This is a genomic window from Microcoleus sp. LAD1_D3 (assembly GCF_036702135.1).
GTDB lineage: Bacteria > Cyanobacteriota > Cyanobacteriia > Cyanobacteriales > Microcoleaceae > Microcoleus.
Genome location: NZ_JAUBSB010000016.1, coordinates 48,748 through 66,498 on the forward strand (window position 1 = coordinate 48,748; position 17,751 = coordinate 66,498).

A 17,751-nucleotide genomic window follows, 5' to 3' on the forward strand; every position below is an offset into this window, starting at 1 on the left:
ACTTAATCTCTTAGCAGGTTGATAAGGGAAACGGGGATATAAATTTCTCCGTCGGTGTAGCAATCAAGAGTAGGTGGAGAGTTAAAAGATTGCGGGTAGTAAGCGGCAACAAAAGGAATAAATCCATCTACAGGAGTGCGATTTTGGTCTAAAAATCCCTCTGTTTCTGAATCAATTTCAGAACCAGCAGACCAGTTGTAACGGTACAAGTTGTAAATATCGCAACCTCCAACAAACTGAGAACTCTGTAACAGTGCTTCCATCGGGACAATTGTTGATGGATAAGCTGTAACTGTTTCGCGCTTTAACTCAATGGGCTGAAAAACTTCTGTCACAACGGCAAAGCCTTCTTTACCCAGTTTGCAGCCGTAGGTTTCTAAGTCTTGGAAATGTTCTAAACCTTGTAAAGATGCGCTGACGACATAGCCCGTCAGTTCCTCTACAATTAAATATTCCCAAGTGTGAAGTTGAAAGTTTGCTTTGTCTTTTTCCACATACAAGCGGGAAAATACATCGTGATTAAATTCGCGCATTCCTTTGCGATAGGTTTTATGCACTCCCCGCCAAGTGTTTAAGCTAGGATAGGCTCCTAGCGCAACATAATGACGGGGTAAAGCATAAAATGGGGGGTCATCTTTGTTGATTCGAGTTTCAGGAATTTCTAACCCTACACTGAGCATTCCTAGCCTTCGTAAGAATCCCGATAGAGTTGTCGGTGGGACAAAAGGATAGGTGGTAATATTGAGAATTGATCCCGGCAGAATGCGGAATGTCATGGCTGCCGTAGGTGTGATGGTGAGTTTTATGCAATACATAGATCACGCCTGTAAAACAGTTTCAACGAAGTTCGCGGCGTATTCTTGTAATTTCTCTAATGCTGCATTTCCAATCCAGCGATCGAAGTAAGTTGCTTGGATGCGATCGGTATTATCTTCTGGATATTGGGCAAGGCGCATAAAGTCTGCGATCGCTTGTTCTGGATCGGTTACAGATGGAGAAATAATCGGGCGTTTTCCTCTGGGTACTAAGTAGCGATCGATAACTAGCAGAGGCGTTTGGTTCTCAGATTCTGCGATCGCGATTCCCTTGGGATTTCCTGAACCAATGCGTGGTAAGGAATCCAGAAAAGCATAGGCAACAGAGGAAAAATCTTTATCAGTAACACTCAACGCATGGTTAGAAACTGGATAGAGGATACCGGGCTGATTGTACTGACGCTTAAATGGTATCGGCGTTTCATCTTTTTGATTTACTAGACGTGCCGGGTGCATTGCCCGTTGCTTCTCTACTGGGTAGATATCTTGGACAGCAACACCGCCACCGTGAGTAACACGACCAATTAAAGTGCTTTTTCCTGGGTCAAGTGCGCCATAGGAAGCGCAAATAGGACAGGCAGGTTTAGCGCAAGTTTTGGGAATGCCACACTGTTGTTTATCTCCTAGCAATTCCCCACTTTTCACAGGTGCCCAAAGCAAGCAACGTCGCTCCACGCCTCGCCGTTTCGTTGGGGAAATATAACATTTTTCGATAGATTTCCCATCCTTAGTAGTTAGCTTCACTATCTCCACTAAATTGACATTGACTTGTACTTCATGTCCAAAATAAAGCTCCTGCGAACCTTCAAGAATGGCATAAATATCAAAGTGCATACGAGGGTTCTTTTCATCTGTTCTGGGTAATCCACTGGTTACTTTGAATTCCTTAGCCGTCTCAGAACCGTTTTCAGTTTGATCGTTAGTTGTTTGAGATTTTTTAGCAGCCATGATTAGTTTTTATCCGTTGTAGATTTCACTGGGCGAACCAATTCAGGAAAACGAGTGTAGAGAGAAAGTTTTAAGTTATAAGTTAACTCCTTCCACTCTCGCTCTTGACTGTAGCCATTTTCAGCAAAGTAGGTATAAGCTTTCATGACATCATCAGCGTAGAGCGTTAGCCACGTTTGCTGTTTTTCGTTATCTTTGTCTTCTCGGTTGAAAATTTTCAATTCCTCCAATAATTTCTTTGTCTGTTCATAAACAAAGTAGTTTTCAGGGTTGCAATAAAGTCTTGCTTGGACATTTGTTTTTTTCTCATCGCCAAGGGTGGCGTAGTAGCAAAAAGCAACGGCATCATCCACTTTTTCAATGATTTTACTTACTTCTCTTTCTGCATCTTCTATTTTCATTGCCTTTTTAGCTGTACTTTCTAAAGATTGAGCAAAGGCATAGGTTAAGCCAGTTAAAGCCGTGACATCCCTATATAATTTTGCTCGTGGAGCCGGTTGATTTGATGAATTCATATTTACTCGTTGTGATTCTAAGTTGTTTTCAAAGATTTCCCAGTAACGTTGGCGAACTTTCTCTAGTTGCAAATAGTTAACTTTAGTGGCAGCCTTTGTCACAGCATATTCAGCCAGAAATGGTAAATCATCCTCTATATAACGAACAGCATCGCCTAGAGTCATATTAATTTCCTTGCCAGTAATTACAATTGATTGGTTGTAGCCTTCAATAAATCCCTTAATAAAAACTAGATGTCTGCTGGCTAACTGTTTTGGCTGACTTCCCTGAATAATTAGCGAGAATTTAAAATCAGCTAAAACCTCAAGGGGAAAAATTGAAGCTACTTTGGCTAGTGCATATTGAACCTGACCGAGTTTCTGGGATGCTAAATCACCGCCACCTGTTCGATCTGAGGCTAGGACTACATATCGACCTGCACTTAAATGTAACTCTTTATTGGTTAACATTCTAATGTAGTCTTTAACTTTTAACTTTTCTGCCTCCCTTTGATTGACAGGTTCAAGTTTCAAAATGATGCTTTCATCAGTAACTTTTAGGGGTGAAGCAAATGCTAAAGCTGAACAGGAAGCACAAATATAGGGTCGATCTTCGCTTGATGACGATTGACGACGCTGGGAGGGTCGCTCGAACATAAATCTGGCCACTTTCCATTTAGCATTTGGGAGAGTAACGCCGCAGGAATAGCAAAAATCTTTCCCGTCATCTCCAGCCGAGCGCACTTCTTTGATACTTGGCTGTTCACTCAGCAATGGTTCAGGGCGTGGATCGCTTGGCGGATTTTCCAACAGGCGATACATCTCTAAAATACACTGAGTAAAAATATCTCCACGAGTTGCATTGATCTGGTCTGTAGCCGTTTTAGTGAAACTTTTAGAAATGTTAACAATGTCTTTGAACCGAGCGGGGTTTTGTTGGCGATCGCACTGAATAAACTTAAATGGTTCACCATCTGACTCTGCGAGCAATCGAATTTTTTGCTGGACTGACTCTTGAGTAAAAATAATTTGAGGAACTAGCTTGTCTTGCTGTTTGTGTAACTTATTCCTCTGTGCTTTCGTTAACCCTGAGTCGGCCAATTCACTTTTAATTTGATTTAGCTCTTGCCCTATAGACTGTTGATCCTCCAGGACTTTACCAAAGGACTTTTGAAAAGCTTCGTTGTACTTTTTCGCTTCCTTTAACTGCATCTCCTCCTTTTCTAGCAATTTTTTTTCTGAAGAATTGCGGTCTTTATCAGTTGTATCAGGATTATCTATTTCTATTTGGAGAGACTTAATTTGCTTCTGACGCTCTGTTTGACGCTTTTTTACCTCCCTAACAACTGCCAAATACCAAGCGGCTAAAACATTAGATTGCTCTTGTGTCAAAATCGGAATTTCCAAGGTACTGAAACCGCGTCCGGCTAGAGTGACACTATTGAGCATGACAATGAATGTCTGTACTAATCCTGGTAAATTGTGCTTGGTATGACCATAAGTTGAGAAAGCAATGTTTTCGATGAACTCTCGCCAATATTGACTAAAGTCGGCTGGTGCTTTTCGATGAGGAATAAAAACCTGTACGTGATAGTCACTTTCATGGAGTACCGCTATTTGATATTGCTTCTGCAAATACTCTAAAAATCTATCTATGGCGCTTTCAATAGATAATCTTGCCTGTAGCTCTCCTGGTAACGCCGATTTGTACAGAATCTGAGTTTTGCCAATTTCTTGATTTTGATAGATAACGCGATCACCTGTGAAAGTGAGTTTTGGTAGCTGAGTTTTTTCTTGACTGCGCCTGAGTCTGAGTTCTCTAACTAGACCAGAGTCGCTGAAGGAATGCGCGATCGCTACCGCCTCTGACTGATTTGCTAATTTACTAATTACTTCTGATTTTTGACGGTCAGAAATAACTTTAGCAGCTAAGGCACTCAAAAGAATGCTGATGTCAGAGTTAGTAATCTCATCCATAGCGTCTTCATTTGAGACTTTTTGAGGCTGTTCATCCAAATCATCAAACAAAGAGAGTTGCTTCCAATTCACAGTCATTTACCTCCAGTAGCTGAATATTAGGAGTAGTAGATACTACCCCCAATATCTGAGAAAGTTTATTTAAGAAGCGCTCGCTTTCGGACTCGTCACCAACCGATATTCGTGGTGCTGTCCTTCTATCCGTCGCTTATCAAACTTGTAACCCCGCTTCTTCAAAACGTGCTGCGTTGCGGAAAACCGATGACTGATTTTTGCCACCAGTTCCTCTGTTGAGTGCCACTGCCCATCGGACATCAGTTGCAGTAGGCGATCAGTAAGACTTTCTTTCATGGCAGGCTGCCTTAAGCTGTCAGGCTTTCTTAAGTACAATAAGTAGAGTATTGCAGATTATTATGAATAATGCAAGTATATTTTAAAAATGTCTAGGAAAAAAGAAACACTTACACTGTCAGTTCCGCCGGGAACCAAGGAGCAGCTAGAGGAGCTAGCTCGCCGCTTGAACATTTTCTGGGGCAAAAGTCCCAGTCCTTCGGGGTTGATCGTCGCGATCGCCCAACAAACGCCGGAAGTCCGCAAACTCTTTACCCTGAACCCGACTCAGGTGGAAGCGCTACTGCAAGCCACTAAAATCCTGACAGATTCAGGTCACGCCGGACAAGCTCAAACCCTTTTAAGCCTGCTGTTAGACCAAGGAGAGCTTGAAGCGCCGATGCGCCAATCGCTTTGGCAATTAGCTAATCAGCCTAGCGTGGCATGGCGAACTCACGTCGATCGACACATCAATAACCAGCAACCTTTCCGCCTGCTCTACCTGAACGCTCAAGACGAGGAACTGGAGTTTAGAGTGCGCTACGCGGAGATTTCCTTTGAAGAAAAGCGCTTTTACTTGGAAATCTGGTGCGAAGAGACTAACGATCTCAAAAATCCCGACTATCCCGAACTTGTTCACAATCGGTGTTTGCGGTTCGATCGCATCAAGGCTATTGAGCCAATGGACGGACTGTGGCGCGAGGAAGGCTTAGATTTTGTAAAAGTGTACTTACACTTTTACCGTGGCATGGTAAAAGCTTACGAACGCAGGCAAAAAGATATCAGTGAGGAAGATCAAGTCATCGCAGATGTCCGCCAAGTCGTGCGGCGCGTCTCTAATCCCTTTTGGCTGATTCGGGAGGTATTCCGTTACGGCGAAGATTGCGTCATTGTGTCTCCAGACAGCGTGCGCGATCGCTTCCAACAAAAACTGATCGCCCTCTGCCGCCAGTACAACCTCGAAATCCGCGATTAGATCAAAAAAAAGCAGCCTGTAAAGGCTGCTTTGACAAATAAACCGTTGTTGAGTTAGAGGAGAAAACTTTAAATCGAATTCAAATTACTGCTGTTTCAACTCCTGCCTGAGTTTCCACTATTTTCATCTACCGCTGACTCACCTTGCCTTCAGAACAAAACTTCAAATCCCGATTAGAATGCTGCTGAAAGTTCGTTGACTACTGTCACTCGGCCTCTGAGCACCGCCCGCAACAAGCGGTTGACACAGCCTCTGTCTTCGTCATTCAGAGAGTCGTCGAAGGTGGCGGCCATCAAACCGTAGCGATCCGCCAGAGTCAAAACGCCTGTATCGGTTACAGAAGCGAGGATTTCAGAGATAGCGCCGGGGAGGAGTTGTACGGGGTGCATGGCAGTGCGGTTGAATTCGATATATTTATCATCTCCTTGTTTCCCGAAAAGATCGGTGATATTAATGAGGCCGCGAAGGTGATTCTCTAGGGTGAAAGCAAGTGATCCGAGTAGAGTAAAGTTGTGACTTCGGTCACAGGGCGATCGCCCCACAGCTTAAAACCCACCTCTGGCAGATGCGCCAATACCAGCGGAATTTATACACTTGGTATGATTTCTAAATGAGTTCCACCCTTACCCCAGTACCGAAAATGCTTGATTTTCTCAATCCCATCTTGGGCCGCAAGCCCGATCGCATCAAAGCCAATGTGGAAATCTATACTTGGCAAACCTGTCCCTACTGCATCCGCGCCAAAACTTTGCTGTGGTGGAAAGGCGTAAATTTCACGGAATACAAAATTGATGGCGACGAAGCCGCTAGAAAGGCAATGGCCGAGCGCGCTAACGGACGCCGCAGCGTACCCCAAATTTTCATTAATAAGCAACACGTAGGCGGCTGCGATGACATTCACAAACTCGATGCAGAAGGACAGTTAGATCCGCTGCTAGCTCAACCAGCAGTTTAAACTGAGATATTGCATCATTCGCAAGAACAGGCAAGATGCCTGTTCCACAAAGAGTGAATTTTCTGCTTGTGGGGTGGGCCGGAAAGCCCGCCCGCGAAAGGCTTATTGACAAAAGTCCTGACTACAAATCTTTGGCAAATTTACTTAGATTGTCTTGCCGCCATTTAGCATCCGATCGCCTGTCTGTTTGCAATTCTAAGACGCGAATCCCGCTATTTGGCAGCAAATTTAATTTTTCTTTGAACTGTTCCCAATCCTCAATTATCTCGTGTTCCACCCCGTAAGTTGCACACAACTGAGCAAAATTGATCTGCTGTGGCGTGGCAAAAAACTCTTCAAAGGGCGGGTCAAATTTGGCAACTGGCAACATTTCAAAAATTCCGCCGCCGTTGTTATTAATTAAGATGATTGTCAGATGACCAACAAATTTATTTTTAATTAAAAAACCGTTTGTATCGTGCAAAAGTGTTAAATCGCCTGTTAGCATGATGCTGCTTTGATTGCGGTGAGCAACTCCCAACGCTGTTGATAATGTGCCGTCTATACCATTAGCGCCGCGATTGACAAAAGGTTTTATTTCTAAGTTGTTCGGCTTCCAAAAAAACTCTACATCTCTGACGGGCATACTGTTAGCAATAAATATCGGTGTTGCTGGTGGCAAAATTTGGGAAAGCAGCCAGGAAACTTTGGGTTCGATTATGTTGTTAATTGCTGATATTTTTTGGTCTATTGTTTGTCTGACTTGGATTTCGGTGTTGCGCCAAAGTTGGAGGTATTCGTTTGATGGAGAGGTTTGAACCCCCGCTAACCCCCCCTTGTTAAGGGGGGGGACAAGAGTTGATTCGTCCTTGTTTAGGGGGGGGATTTGAGGGGAAATAGCAGTGGTAGCAGGGGCTCGATCCCCCCCTAACCCCCCCTTAATAAGGGGGGGGACAAGAGTTAATATAGTTGCGAGATTAGTTGCGAGATTTTCTACGGAGGTTCGCAGGTGAATTGTTTGGCCGTGTAGGGGATCGAAGTTGTGGTGGCTGGGGTCGATTATGTAGCGTTTTGGTTGGGTTTTGTCTAGCCAGTTTCGCAGTTCTTTGCTTGTGGGTAAGTCTCCGATTTGAATGGCGATTTCTGGAGTTAATTTATCTGCTAGTTCGCGGTTTCGCAGGATTAAATCGTAGGTCGAAATTAGATAAGGGTTTAGTTGGGCGTAGTTTCTGACTGGGGATAGTCCTTCTGCTAAAACTGGCCAGTTTAAGGATTTGGAAATTTGAGCGATCGCACTACAGTATTTTTCTGCAAATTGAGGCTGTGCAACGCCTGCAATAATTATCCCTTTGCTGCACTTGTGCCATTGTTGCATTGTACTTTCTTCTCCCCCCCTTAACAAGGGGGGGCTGGGGGGGGTAGAGCTTTCTCCTGCAAAAAATGGTTCTAATCCTGCAAAAAAATCTTCGGGATTGAATTGTGTTTCTAAAGCTTCTACAGCTATGTCTGGAACGGGTACAAGCGGGTCGCGAAAGGGGATGTTGAGGTGGACGGGACCTGGTGTTGGAAATTGCGATCGCTCCCAAGCATACACGATCGTCTGCCGCAGATAGTCTAGCATTCCTCTGGACGCAGAAGGGATCGCTAATTCGGCTTGCCAGTTGGGATAATTGCCGTATATTTTCACTTGGTCGATCGCTTGTCCGGCGTGACAGTCCCGCAGTTCGGGAGGTCGATCGGCTGTGAATATTAGCAGCGGAATTCGACTTTCTCTGGCTTCTATTATTGCAGGATAAAAGTTGGCTGCGGCGGTTCCCGATGTACAAATCAGTGCGGCGGGTAAACGGGATTTTTGGGCAATTCCTAATGCAAAAAAGCTAGCTGAACGTTCGTCGAGTATGGGAATAGTTTCTATTTTTTTGTTTTGAGCAAAGGCTATTGTTAGCGGTGCCGATCGCGAACCGGGACAAATCACGGCTGTAGTTAGTCCCAGACGCTGCAATGTCTCTGCTAATATAGAAGACCAGACGGTATTTGTGTTGCAAAAATCTATTGGCATTGCTAAATCGGAGTAGCTCAACTCTGTATTGTGCTAGGATATTATACCCAAATAGTTATCAGGATACATTGTTATGATTCTTGAGGCGGTTGTGCTGAATGTCAAATCGGGCTGTGAGGGTGATTTTGAGATAGCTTTTAGAGAAGCCTCTAGTCTGATAGCGTCTATAGATGGATATTTATCTCACGAACTTCATCGCTGCACAGAAGTTCAAGGAAAATATCTATTATTGGTGAGATGGCAAAATTTAGAAGCTCATACAATTAGATTTAGGAATTCCGCTGAATATCAAGAGTGGAAAAGAATGCTTCACCATTTTTACGATCCTTTTCCCATAGTAGAACATTTTGAGGAGGTGAAAATTAAACATTAACACAGACTCAATCAATTAGCCAGACAACTCTACATTCGGCAAAGTAGCTGAATTAAACTAAAGCATTTAAAAGTGGTTGTAATTTGAGCTGAATTTCTGCTAGTTCTTTTTCGGGTTCCGAACCGGCAACAATACCGGCACCAGCATACAGTATAGCCCGATCGCCATCGATTAATGCCGATCGAATGCCGACGGCAAATTCGCCGTTTCCCCTGCGATCGATCCAGCCGAGGGGTGCTGCGTACAAAGAGCGATCGCAGCTTTCGCAGCGGCGAATTTGTTCTAGGGCAATATCTCTCGGCACGCCTGCTACCGCTGGGGTTGGATGCAGTTGAGCTAAAATCTTTAATAAATGAATATCAGGGGGGATTTGAGCAGTTATGGGTGTCCACAAATGCTGAATGTTTGATAGTTGCAGCAGTCTCGGCACTGGGGAAAATTTGGGAGTTATGCCGAGTTTAGACAGGCGATCGACAATAAAGTCGATCACAACTTGATGTTCTCGAATATCTTTCTCGCTTTCTAGCAATCCCTGGGCTAATTTTGCATCTCCCGCCTCAGTTTTTCCTCTCGGTGCTGAACCTGCTAAAGCATCGGTTAATAACTGATTGTTGTGAATGCTAATTAAGCGTTCTGGACTGGCACCGATAAAATTTTGTCCTTTGCCGTTACTGGTTGAAAATACATAGCAATCGGGATAGCTGAGGCGCAAGTTGTTTAATGAATCTATTAAACTGAAAGGGGTTTGAGAAATCACATTGATTGCTTGGGATAAAACAATTTTACTAAAATATTTAGAGGCTATCAATTCTAAAGCAGACTTGACTGATGTTTTAAATTGACTGGCATCATTTACGGGGATTTGTTTCAAAGATATCGAACTGTTGATAGCAAGAGTTAGTTTAGGGTATTTGCGAGATTCAATCTTATCCAAGGTTTGCCAAATATTTTCAGCGATATTTTTAATATTTAGATCTTTTTCTATTAGGGCATTGGCGACGAGAATGCAGCTATCTTTCTGTCGGGTAATTTGCCATTTGGGTAAAAATATGGTGGCGGGCGGGAAGTAGGAATTAGCGGCAATGTTCTCATCAAAAAAAGCAAAACTACAAAAAAAGTGAGGCCCGCTAAATGGCAAGCGTTCCGCACCAATGGTAATTGTATTGGCAAGTGTTGAACGAATAAAATTTTGAGCTAAGGCAAATCGCTCAGTTCCTGCTACTGTGAGATGTATTGCCGAATCAAGGGCTGCGATCGCAAAACTTTTGCCGTCAATTGGGTTTCTTTTTTCAAAGTAAAAGTGCCGCTGACAAGGTTCGGAAATCTCTTGCAGTACAGCTAGCGGATCGAGGGGGTAAATTTCCTGAGAAATACTAACTATTTTTGTGCGATCTTTTTCGGTTAAAGACTGCTGGCAATTTAACAGAAACTGATGCAGTTGATTGCGGTTTTGCAAGAGATTAGCGCGGTGCGGTATTACTGTCATGAAAGCGAGAATAGCAGATTTGTCAGATAGAGTGTGGGTTTGTCCGGCTAAAACCCCTATTTCGATCTAAGCACGGGAGGGCGATCGCAAAACATGACCTTTGGAGTTTCCCGGAAAGTTTCGGCTCGCTTGGGGCAGAAAACAGACGATCCTCTTCGACGGCTTCGCCAACGCGCGATCAATCGAAACATTTAGACATAAAACTTTAAGATTGAGCGACTAAATCTCGACAAAAGGCGATCGCCCCTACAAAGGTTTGCAGACGGGCATTACCGGGCGTGCGATCGCCCGCAAAGCCTCTCAACGGATGCCCCCCGCGCACTCAACCTTATACAGAGTAGACTTTGTTCACCAATAAAATTGTAAAATTACTAAGCTGCTATCAATTGCATCAAGTTTGTGTAATGACAACAAAGTTAATTGAACGTCCAAATAGTAAATTGTGGCTAGCGGCAATCAAGCCGCCCATGTACAGCGTTGCGGTGATTCCTATTTCAGTAGGAACAGCAGTTGCTTTTGCCGAAACTCAAACGATTAATTCGTCAATTTTTTCGACATTTTTAATGTCAGCCATTTTGATTATAGCATGGCTGAATCTCAGCAATGATGTATTTGACTCGGAAACAGGGATCGATAAAAACAAAGCGCATTCCCTAGTTAATTTAACCGGAAATAAAGCTTTAATTTTCGGGATTGCAAACCTGTTTTTAGCAGTCGGAGTGTCTGGAATCTGCGCCATAAGCTGGTGGCAAAAAGACCCAACAGTAATTTTGCTAGTAGTTTGGTGCTGTGCTCTGGGCTACACTTATCAAGGGCCTCCGTTTCGTCTTGGCTATCAAGGTTTGGGGGAAATAATCTGCTTTTTCACTTTTGGGCCACTAGCCTTCGCGGCTGCTTATTACAGTCAGACTCAAACTTGGTCTGCAACTAATTTTGCGGCTTCGGTAATCGTGGGAATTACTACGAGTATCATCTTATTTTGTTCCCACTTTCATCAAATTGCGGATGATGTGGCGGCGGGTAAAAAATCGCCAATTGTGCGACTCGGTACGAAAAAAGGTGCTCAGTTGTTGCAGTGGTTGTGCGGCAGCGTTTATGCTTTGACTGTGCTGTTTGTGGCGTTGCGAATGTTCCCAATTTGGACGCTGTTGATTTTTGGGAGTTTGCCATTTGCGATCGAGCTTTGCCGCCATGTCACAGACTATCACGACCAACCTGCAAAGGTCAGCAACTCTAAGTTTATCGCGGTTACACTGCATTTTTCGAGCGGATTGCTGCTGGCGTTGGGGTTTGCTTTGTAGATCAGGCGATCGAGAATTCCGGTAAATTGGAGGTATGGTTTGCTAAGCTGAGGGAGTTGGGGGAGTTGGCAGAGTTGGGCGACTTCTCAAAATCTTCTTTAATTTAGCAATCCGTACCTCACATTGAATCGTAAAGAAGGAGAATCAAAGCATGAGTACGCAAACAGAAATTGACAAAATCCTGAGCCTATAAGAAATCATCCACTTATATCCTAGCGAGTGGGTGCTAATTGCTTACACTGAACGGGAGGAGGATTTGAATGTAATTCGAGGTAAAGTTTTAGCACACTCACCGGAGCGCGATTTGCTTTACAATAATCATTTTTCAAGGAATTGACAATCTGTAGCACTAGAATATACTGACTCGATACCTGACAACCTACCAGTGATGTTATGAAGAAATGGCAAACTTTAATAATTATCACTTTCACTATTCCTTAACTGGCAACAAGAATCAGCCGACCATTCTATTTTTGCATGGATTCACGGGAAACTTTCAAGATTTTAGCAGCGTCATTTCCTTACTATCTAAAAATTATGGCTGTCTAGCAGTTGACCTTCCGGGTCACGGAGAAACCGGAGTCAGCGGCGACGAAAGTTGCTACAATATATCAAATACAGCCCAAGCATTGATACACTTATTAGATGATTTACAAATAGACAAATGTTTGTTGTTGGGCTATTCAATGGGCGGGCGATTGGCACTTTACATGACATTACATTTTCCACAAAGATTCGAGAAAGTAGTGTTAGAGTCAGCGTCTCCGGGATTGAAGACAGAAAAAGAGCGATCGCACCGCCTGCAAGCCGATTCACAGCTAGCACAAAAGCTGGAAAAGAGCAACATTAAAGATTTTTTATTAAACTGGTACGATCGCCCTTTATTCAAATCTTTAAAAAACTCTCCCCACTTCGACAAACTCATAGAAACCCGCTTAGCAAACAATCCCTTAGAATTAGCCAAATCCCTCCGCAACATGGGAACCGGCAACCAGCCCTCTCTCTGGGGAAAACTGGAACAAAATCAACTCCCTCTCCTCTTGCTAGCGGGAGAATATGATGATAAATTTACAACTATAAATACCGAAATTGCCAGCTTGTGTCCGGCCGCTACTCTGGAAATTGTACCAAAAGCAGGTCACAATATCCATTTTGAAAATATTGATAAGTTTGTCACAGTTGTGAGACAATTTTATGATTAACTCAAAAACTAATGCTTTATCAATTCGAGTTTCGCACTTATCAGCGAAAATTTAAGCGCCCCTTGCAAACAAGTCACGGCATCTGGGATACTCGCTCAGGAATTATCCTGCGACTTGTGGGCGAAAATAATCAAATTGGTTGGGGAGAAATTGCCCCTTTGAGTTGGTTTGGTTCGGAAACTTTTGAGCAAGCTTTAGATTTTTGTCAGCAGTTGCCAGGTAATATTTCATCAGAGATGATTTTTGCTATTTCCGCTGAATTGCCGGCTTGTCAATTTGGCTTTGAGTCAGCACTATCAAACGAGCAAAATTCACCCCCCCCAGCCCCCCCTTGCCAAGGGGGGGAGAAAAGCGAAAATTTAACTTACCTTTCCCAAAAGGAGGAGAAGAGGCTGAGTCAGTACAGCGGTTTATTGCCAGCAGGTGAAACAGCTTTGCAGGCTTTGCAAGTGCTTTGGTTAGAGGGATATCGCACGTTTAAATGGAAAATTGGTGTTGCTGCAATTGAACAAGAATTAAAGATTTTTCAGCAGCTAATAGAAGCAATGCACAATTTGTGCGATCGCGAAAAAGCATTTTTGCGCTTAGATGCCAACGGGGGACTCAATTACTCGGAGGCTAAAACATGGCTGGAAGCTTGCGACAAGGTAAAAACAACTCCCGACTTTTCCGCAGACATTGAATTTTTGGAACAGCCGCTGCCCGTAACACAGTTTCAGGAAATGGTAGAATTGGATGCTATTTATGCAACTACGATCGCCCTAGACGAATCTGCTGCCAACCTCGATCACATCCAAGAGTGCTACAGCCAAGGCTGGCGGGGAATTTTCGTCATTAAACCTGCGATATGCGGTTCTCCATCCCAACTGCGAAAATTTTGTCAAACTCACAATATAGACGCTGTTTTCTCATCCGTATTTGAAACCCAAATCGGCCGACAAGCAGCATTAAATTTAGCAACACAATTGTCTTTAAATAATAGGGCACTCGGCTTCGGCACCGATTGCTGGTTCGATGACAATCATTCGATTTTAGATTTTAGATTTTAGATTACTCCCACGACTAAATCAACCGGGTTAGGTAATTGTTTTGAATCGAGAAAGTTGGTGAAAGCATCTATGGCAACAAATCTAACAGTAAATATCCTGGATATCGCGTCTGGCTTGCCCGATGATTGGCTTATCGGTTGTGACAGTCGCGAATTTGCCCGAATTGTCGATCGGCTATTTCAAGAAATTACCCAAAATCCCGCACAAAAAACACCCCCAAAAATTTGCCTCGCAGAACCAGAACCCGTGCAATTTCTTGCCAGTTTCACCGCCGCCCGCGCCGCCAAATGCCCGATTTTTCTCTGCAATCCCAACTGGGTAAAACAAGAATGGCAACAAGTCTTTGATTTAGTTCAACCAGACATATTTTTAGGAAAATACCCGCTTCCCAAAAATCCCTATATCCCCGTCCGCGAAGGCGGACTTCGTTTGTATAGCCGCGAATTCCATTCGCCCGACTTCAATTCGCCCACTAAAAACGGTTCTGATACGATCATGATTGCCACCGGCGGTTCTTCAGGAAAAATCCGTTTTGCCATCCACACTTGGGAAACGCTAACAGCATCAGTGCAAGGTTTTCAACAATATTTTCAAGTTGACAAAATTAACTCATTTTGCGTTTTGCCCTTATACCACGTCAGCGGTTTAATGCAATTTATGCGTTCCTTTACTACCGGAGGAAAACTCGCTGTTCAGCCATTTAAAGAATTAGAAAATGGTAAAAAAAGCGATATCAAACCCGAAAAATTTTTCATTTCTTTAGTTCCAACTCAACTGCAACGGCTGCTGCAAAACCCAGATACAGCTAATTGGCTTGGACGGTTTCGTACTGTACTTTTGGGCGGTGCTCCCGCTTGGCCGGAACTTTTAGAAACAGCTAGAAACTATCACATCAAATTAGCGCCCAGTTACGGCATGACCGAAACTGCCTCGCAAATTGCTACACTAAAACCCCAAGATTTTCTCGCTGGCAATAACAGTTCCGGTCAAATTTTACCCCACGCGCAAATAACTATTCGCAGTGCAAAAGGCGAGATTTTGTGCGATAATCAAATCGGAAACATTGCGGTAAACGCTAAATCTTTGGCGTTGGGTTATTATCCTGAAAATTTTGGCGATGCTGGCGAATATTTCCAATTAGACGATTTGGGATTTTTTGATAAAAATAACTACTTAAATATCGTCGGACGCAGCAGCGACAAAATTATCACAGGCGGAGAAAATGTATTTCCGGCGGAAGTGGAAGCCGTTGTGCGAGCGACTAATTTAGTTGCGGATATAGCTGTAATTGGCTTGCCAGACAAAGATTGGGGTCAAGTCGTTACGGCTATCTACGTTCCCGCTAATTCCGAAGTTACTCTCAAAAATCTGCAAGCGGCAATAGAAGATAAGTTGAGTAAGTTTAAGCGACCGAAATATTGGGTAATCGTCGAACAATTGCCGCGCAATTCTCAAGGCAAAGTTAATCGAGAACAATTGCAAGAAATTGCGATCGAATATCAATAATTATTAGATGATCGCACTCAATGCAAAAGGCCGAATTTCTCATGCTTATTTCCGACTTCTGACAACAGTCAACAGTCAACAGTCAAGAGTTAACTGACTAATTACGATAAACCTAACAGCCTTCTGGTCCTCTCTGCTTCTTGTCTTTGAACATCCACAAATTTCAACATTCGGTAAAGTACCTCTATTTGGGGCAACTTAATACCTGCTTGCTGCGCCACCCGTATCGGATTACCAAAAATCGCCTCAACTTCCAGGGGTCGCGATTCATCATAATCGATTTTCATGCTGGTGCGGTAAGGCTTCATTTTCTGAGTGTATTCGAGCATCTGTGGGATAAAGTCATCGGGAATAATGCGATCGCAACTTTTGGCGGCTGCTATCACTTCCCCCATGATTTCCTTGACTAAAATCAGAGTATCAGGATTAGCCATCAGTTCATCTGTTCTGGCATCCAACACTACAGACATCCCGTTATAAGGAATATTCCAAACCAGCTTTTTCCACCTTGATAATAACAAATCTTCGCTCATTTTAATAGGAATATGAGCACGTTTAAAGTCCGCAGCAATTTTGTGCAATCTATCAGTAATACCGATTATTTTGTAGTCTTGGGCGTATTCTCCCAGCGTGATAGTGCCGTAATCTAGGTGGCAGATGTGACCTGGCCCAACTTTATAAGAACAGAGAAAACACAGCCCGCCAACCACTCGTTCTGCGCCGACAATTTTAGCGACTTCCGGTTCCGTATTTAATCCGTTTTGCAATACTAAAACCGCGCCGTTATCCTTTAATAAAGGAGGCAAAATTTTGGGCAACAAGTGATTTTGAGTTGTTTTCAGCGCTAGAATTACTACGTCGCACTGAGGCATTTTGTGCGCGTCGTGGTAGGCGCGGACGTGGGGGAGGGTGAAGTCGCCTTCGGGAGACTCGACAATTAAACCGTGTTTTTTGACCTGATCGTAGTCGCTGTGTAGCAAAAAATTGACTTCTAAACCTGCTTGTTGCAGTCTAGCACCGTAAAATCCGCCTAAGGCTCCCGTGCCCACAATGGCATAATTGCGATTTGACATAATATCAAAAAGTCAGAAATAATATCAACAAAAAAGAAATTTGACTGTCATACCCTGCTATTATTTAAAGATAGAGCTAATCACAACTCTCAACTCTCAAATTTTCTCATCCACTCCATCAAGTCTTCCGATAGCTGTTTTCGAGTTCGGCTAACTGCATCGATGCAGACGTGCTTAGTAAGAGCTTTAGCAGCGCTTCTTCCTGCAACTTCCTCAGAAAATACTTGATAGGCAATTTCAAATTCATCGCCAGTAACTTGTTTGGGCGTCAATTGAATCGTCAGCCGATCGCCCGCAAACATTGGGCGATAAAAATCTACACTAGCATGAATTATGGGAAAGGCAACCTCGGTATTGCTGAAAAATGCTTTGAGATTGATTCCTGATGCTGCTAGAGATGCCTCGTAAGCTTCGTGGCACATCGCCAAAACGTTAGCAAAGTAAACGACTCCAGCAGCATCGGTATCTTGAAAGTGAACAGTGCGGGTGTAAGTGAAAGGCATTTGAGGTAGTAACGGGCGATCGCAAATTTGATCGCAATTTTACCAACCATCATATCGGTAAAACCGCACTTAGGCCGAAGTGATCAGCTAAGTAAGTAGGCGGTAATTTTTTATATTGGAAAATTCGCCATCCTCACTCCTTCCCCTTCTTTCTTAACCTTTGTTCTTAATCAACATCACGTCTATAATCTTGAGTGCAACATCTTCGGAAAGCCCCAATGCACTGTAAAGATCGTTCAAAAGTTGTTCTTCTTCTTCTGAAACCTCGCCATCGGCTAAAGCGATATCAGTTGTCACAGCAAAAACAGTTTCTTTAAGTTCGTCGGGAAGCGTTGCTAAAGCCGCATTAAACAGTACCTCCACTCCTTGCCGTTGCAGAATCATCAGCAGGCGATCGAGCATTTTTCTCATCACGTCATCGGGATAACTGCGGAACAGTTGCATCCGAGATAGGGTCATGCTAATCGCTTTACTTTCGCTGTCATTGATGTAACCGTCGGCTGCTACGGCAATTAGCGCGATCGCCGCAAATGATTCTGCCGGCCCTAATGTTACGTCCGTTTCTTGACGAGTCTGCGATACTTTATCAAATAAACCCATGATATTTTCCTCATTATTTAGTGGTCGATTTATGGAGTCAGGATGGGTTCTGGCTCGGGAGATTTTTTTGGGGATTTTGATAATTATATCAAATTTTGTTAGTTATTTATTCTCAATAAAATTAG

General features: G+C 43.5%; 17 protein-coding genes. 7 read left to right on the top strand and 10 right to left on the bottom strand.

What is annotated here, in order from left to right:
- Positions 1-2: 2 nt before the first annotated feature.
- The 4 genes from QUA74_RS12035 to QUA74_RS12050 form a co-directional block, all read right to left on the bottom strand.
- Entirely contained in the window at positions 3-815 is an 813-nt protein-coding gene (locus QUA74_RS12035; RefSeq protein WP_333328667.1) for a hypothetical protein, read from the bottom strand.
- A 3-nt stretch (positions 816-818) separates the two neighbouring features.
- Complete coding sequence (locus tag QUA74_RS12040) at positions 819-1,763, bottom strand: hypothetical protein (protein WP_333328669.1); 945 nt, start codon at positions 1,761-1,763, stop codon at positions 819-821.
- 2 nt (positions 1,764-1,765) lie between these two features.
- Positions 1,766-4,306 carry a hypothetical protein gene (locus QUA74_RS12045; RefSeq protein ID WP_333328672.1) on the bottom strand — a complete coding sequence of 847 codons (2,541 nt, stop codon included), beginning with the start codon at positions 4,304-4,306 and terminating at the stop codon, positions 1,766-1,768.
- A 69-nt stretch (positions 4,307-4,375) separates the two neighbouring features.
- Positions 4,376-4,585: a hypothetical protein gene (locus QUA74_RS12050; protein WP_333228775.1), complete on the bottom strand. Its 210-nt coding sequence runs from the start codon at positions 4,583-4,585 to the stop codon at positions 4,376-4,378.
- An 88-nt stretch (positions 4,586-4,673) separates the two neighbouring features.
- On the opposite strand from QUA74_RS12050, the gene QUA74_RS12055 reads away from it, so the two are divergent.
- Positions 4,674-5,540 (top strand): WYL domain-containing protein, encoded by an 867-nt coding sequence (locus tag QUA74_RS12055; protein WP_333328675.1) that lies wholly within the window; start codon positions 4,674-4,676, stop codon positions 5,538-5,540.
- 173 nt (positions 5,541-5,713) lie between these two features.
- On the opposite strand, the gene QUA74_RS12060 is transcribed toward QUA74_RS12055, so the two are convergent.
- Positions 5,714-5,929, bottom strand: coding sequence for a hypothetical protein (locus QUA74_RS12060; RefSeq protein ID WP_333328678.1), 216 nt, complete (start codon positions 5,927-5,929; stop codon positions 5,714-5,716).
- A 251-nt stretch (positions 5,930-6,180) separates the two neighbouring features.
- Between QUA74_RS12060 and grxC the strand changes: the two genes are divergently transcribed.
- Entirely contained in the window at positions 6,181-6,495 is a 315-nt protein-coding gene (gene grxC, locus QUA74_RS12065; RefSeq protein WP_333328681.1) for a glutaredoxin 3, read from the top strand.
- 121 nt (positions 6,496-6,616) lie between these two features.
- Here grxC and menD read toward each other — a convergent pair whose 3' ends face one another.
- Positions 6,617-8,533: a 2-succinyl-5-enolpyruvyl-6-hydroxy-3-cyclohexene-1-carboxylic-acid synthase gene (gene menD, locus QUA74_RS12070; protein ID WP_333328684.1), complete on the bottom strand. Its 1,917-nt coding sequence runs from the start codon at positions 8,531-8,533 to the stop codon at positions 6,617-6,619.
- Between the two features lie 73 nt (positions 8,534-8,606).
- Here menD and QUA74_RS12075 point away from each other — a divergent pair, with 73 nt between their 5' ends.
- Positions 8,607-8,906, top strand: a complete 300-nt coding sequence (locus QUA74_RS12075; protein WP_333328687.1) for an antibiotic biosynthesis monooxygenase — start codon at positions 8,607-8,609, stop codon at positions 8,904-8,906.
- A 52-nt stretch (positions 8,907-8,958) separates the two neighbouring features.
- Here the strand turns inward: QUA74_RS12075 and QUA74_RS12080 are convergent, their stop codons facing one another.
- The gene (locus tag QUA74_RS12080) at positions 8,959-10,392 is read right to left on the bottom strand and encodes an isochorismate synthase (protein WP_333328690.1); all 1,434 of its coding nucleotides are present in this window, start codon (positions 10,390-10,392) and stop codon (positions 8,959-8,961) included.
- 404 nt (positions 10,393-10,796) lie between these two features.
- Between QUA74_RS12080 and menA the strand changes: the two genes are divergently transcribed.
- The 4 genes from menA (at position 10,797) to QUA74_RS12100 (ending at position 15,450) form a co-directional block, all read left to right on the top strand.
- Positions 10,797-11,693 (top strand): 2-carboxy-1,4-naphthoquinone phytyltransferase, encoded by an 897-nt coding sequence (gene menA / locus QUA74_RS12085; protein ID WP_333328693.1) that lies wholly within the window; start codon positions 10,797-10,799, stop codon positions 11,691-11,693.
- A gap of 401 nt (positions 11,694-12,094) precedes the next feature.
- Positions 12,095-12,895 carry a 2-succinyl-6-hydroxy-2,4-cyclohexadiene-1-carboxylate synthase gene (gene menH, locus QUA74_RS12090; protein ID WP_333328696.1) on the top strand — a complete coding sequence of 267 codons (801 nt, stop codon included), beginning with the start codon at positions 12,095-12,097 and terminating at the stop codon, positions 12,893-12,895.
- Positions 12,896-12,906: 11 nt separating this feature from the next.
- Positions 12,907-13,944: an o-succinylbenzoate synthase gene (locus tag QUA74_RS12095; RefSeq protein WP_333328699.1), complete on the top strand. Its 1,038-nt coding sequence runs from the start codon at positions 12,907-12,909 to the stop codon at positions 13,942-13,944.
- Between the two features lie 69 nt (positions 13,945-14,013).
- On the top strand, positions 14,014-15,450 hold the full coding sequence (locus QUA74_RS12100) for a 2-succinylbenzoate--CoA ligase (protein ID WP_333328701.1): 1,437 nt from the start codon (positions 14,014-14,016) through the stop codon (positions 15,448-15,450).
- Positions 15,451-15,551: 101 nt separating this feature from the next.
- Here QUA74_RS12100 and QUA74_RS12105 read toward each other — a convergent pair whose 3' ends face one another.
- From QUA74_RS12105 to QUA74_RS12115, 3 genes are all read right to left on the bottom strand, one after another.
- The gene (locus tag QUA74_RS12105) at positions 15,552-16,523 is read right to left on the bottom strand and encodes a putative 2-dehydropantoate 2-reductase (RefSeq protein WP_333328704.1); all 972 of its coding nucleotides are present in this window, start codon (positions 16,521-16,523) and stop codon (positions 15,552-15,554) included.
- A gap of 89 nt (positions 16,524-16,612) precedes the next feature.
- On the bottom strand, positions 16,613-17,026 hold the full coding sequence (locus QUA74_RS12110; RefSeq protein ID WP_333328706.1) for a thioesterase family protein: 414 nt from the start codon (positions 17,024-17,026) through the stop codon (positions 16,613-16,615).
- Positions 17,027-17,179: 153 nt separating this feature from the next.
- Positions 17,180-17,626, bottom strand: coding sequence for a tellurite resistance TerB family protein (locus QUA74_RS12115; protein ID WP_333328709.1), 447 nt, complete (start codon positions 17,624-17,626; stop codon positions 17,180-17,182).
- Between the last annotated feature and the right edge of the window lie 125 nt (positions 17,627-17,751).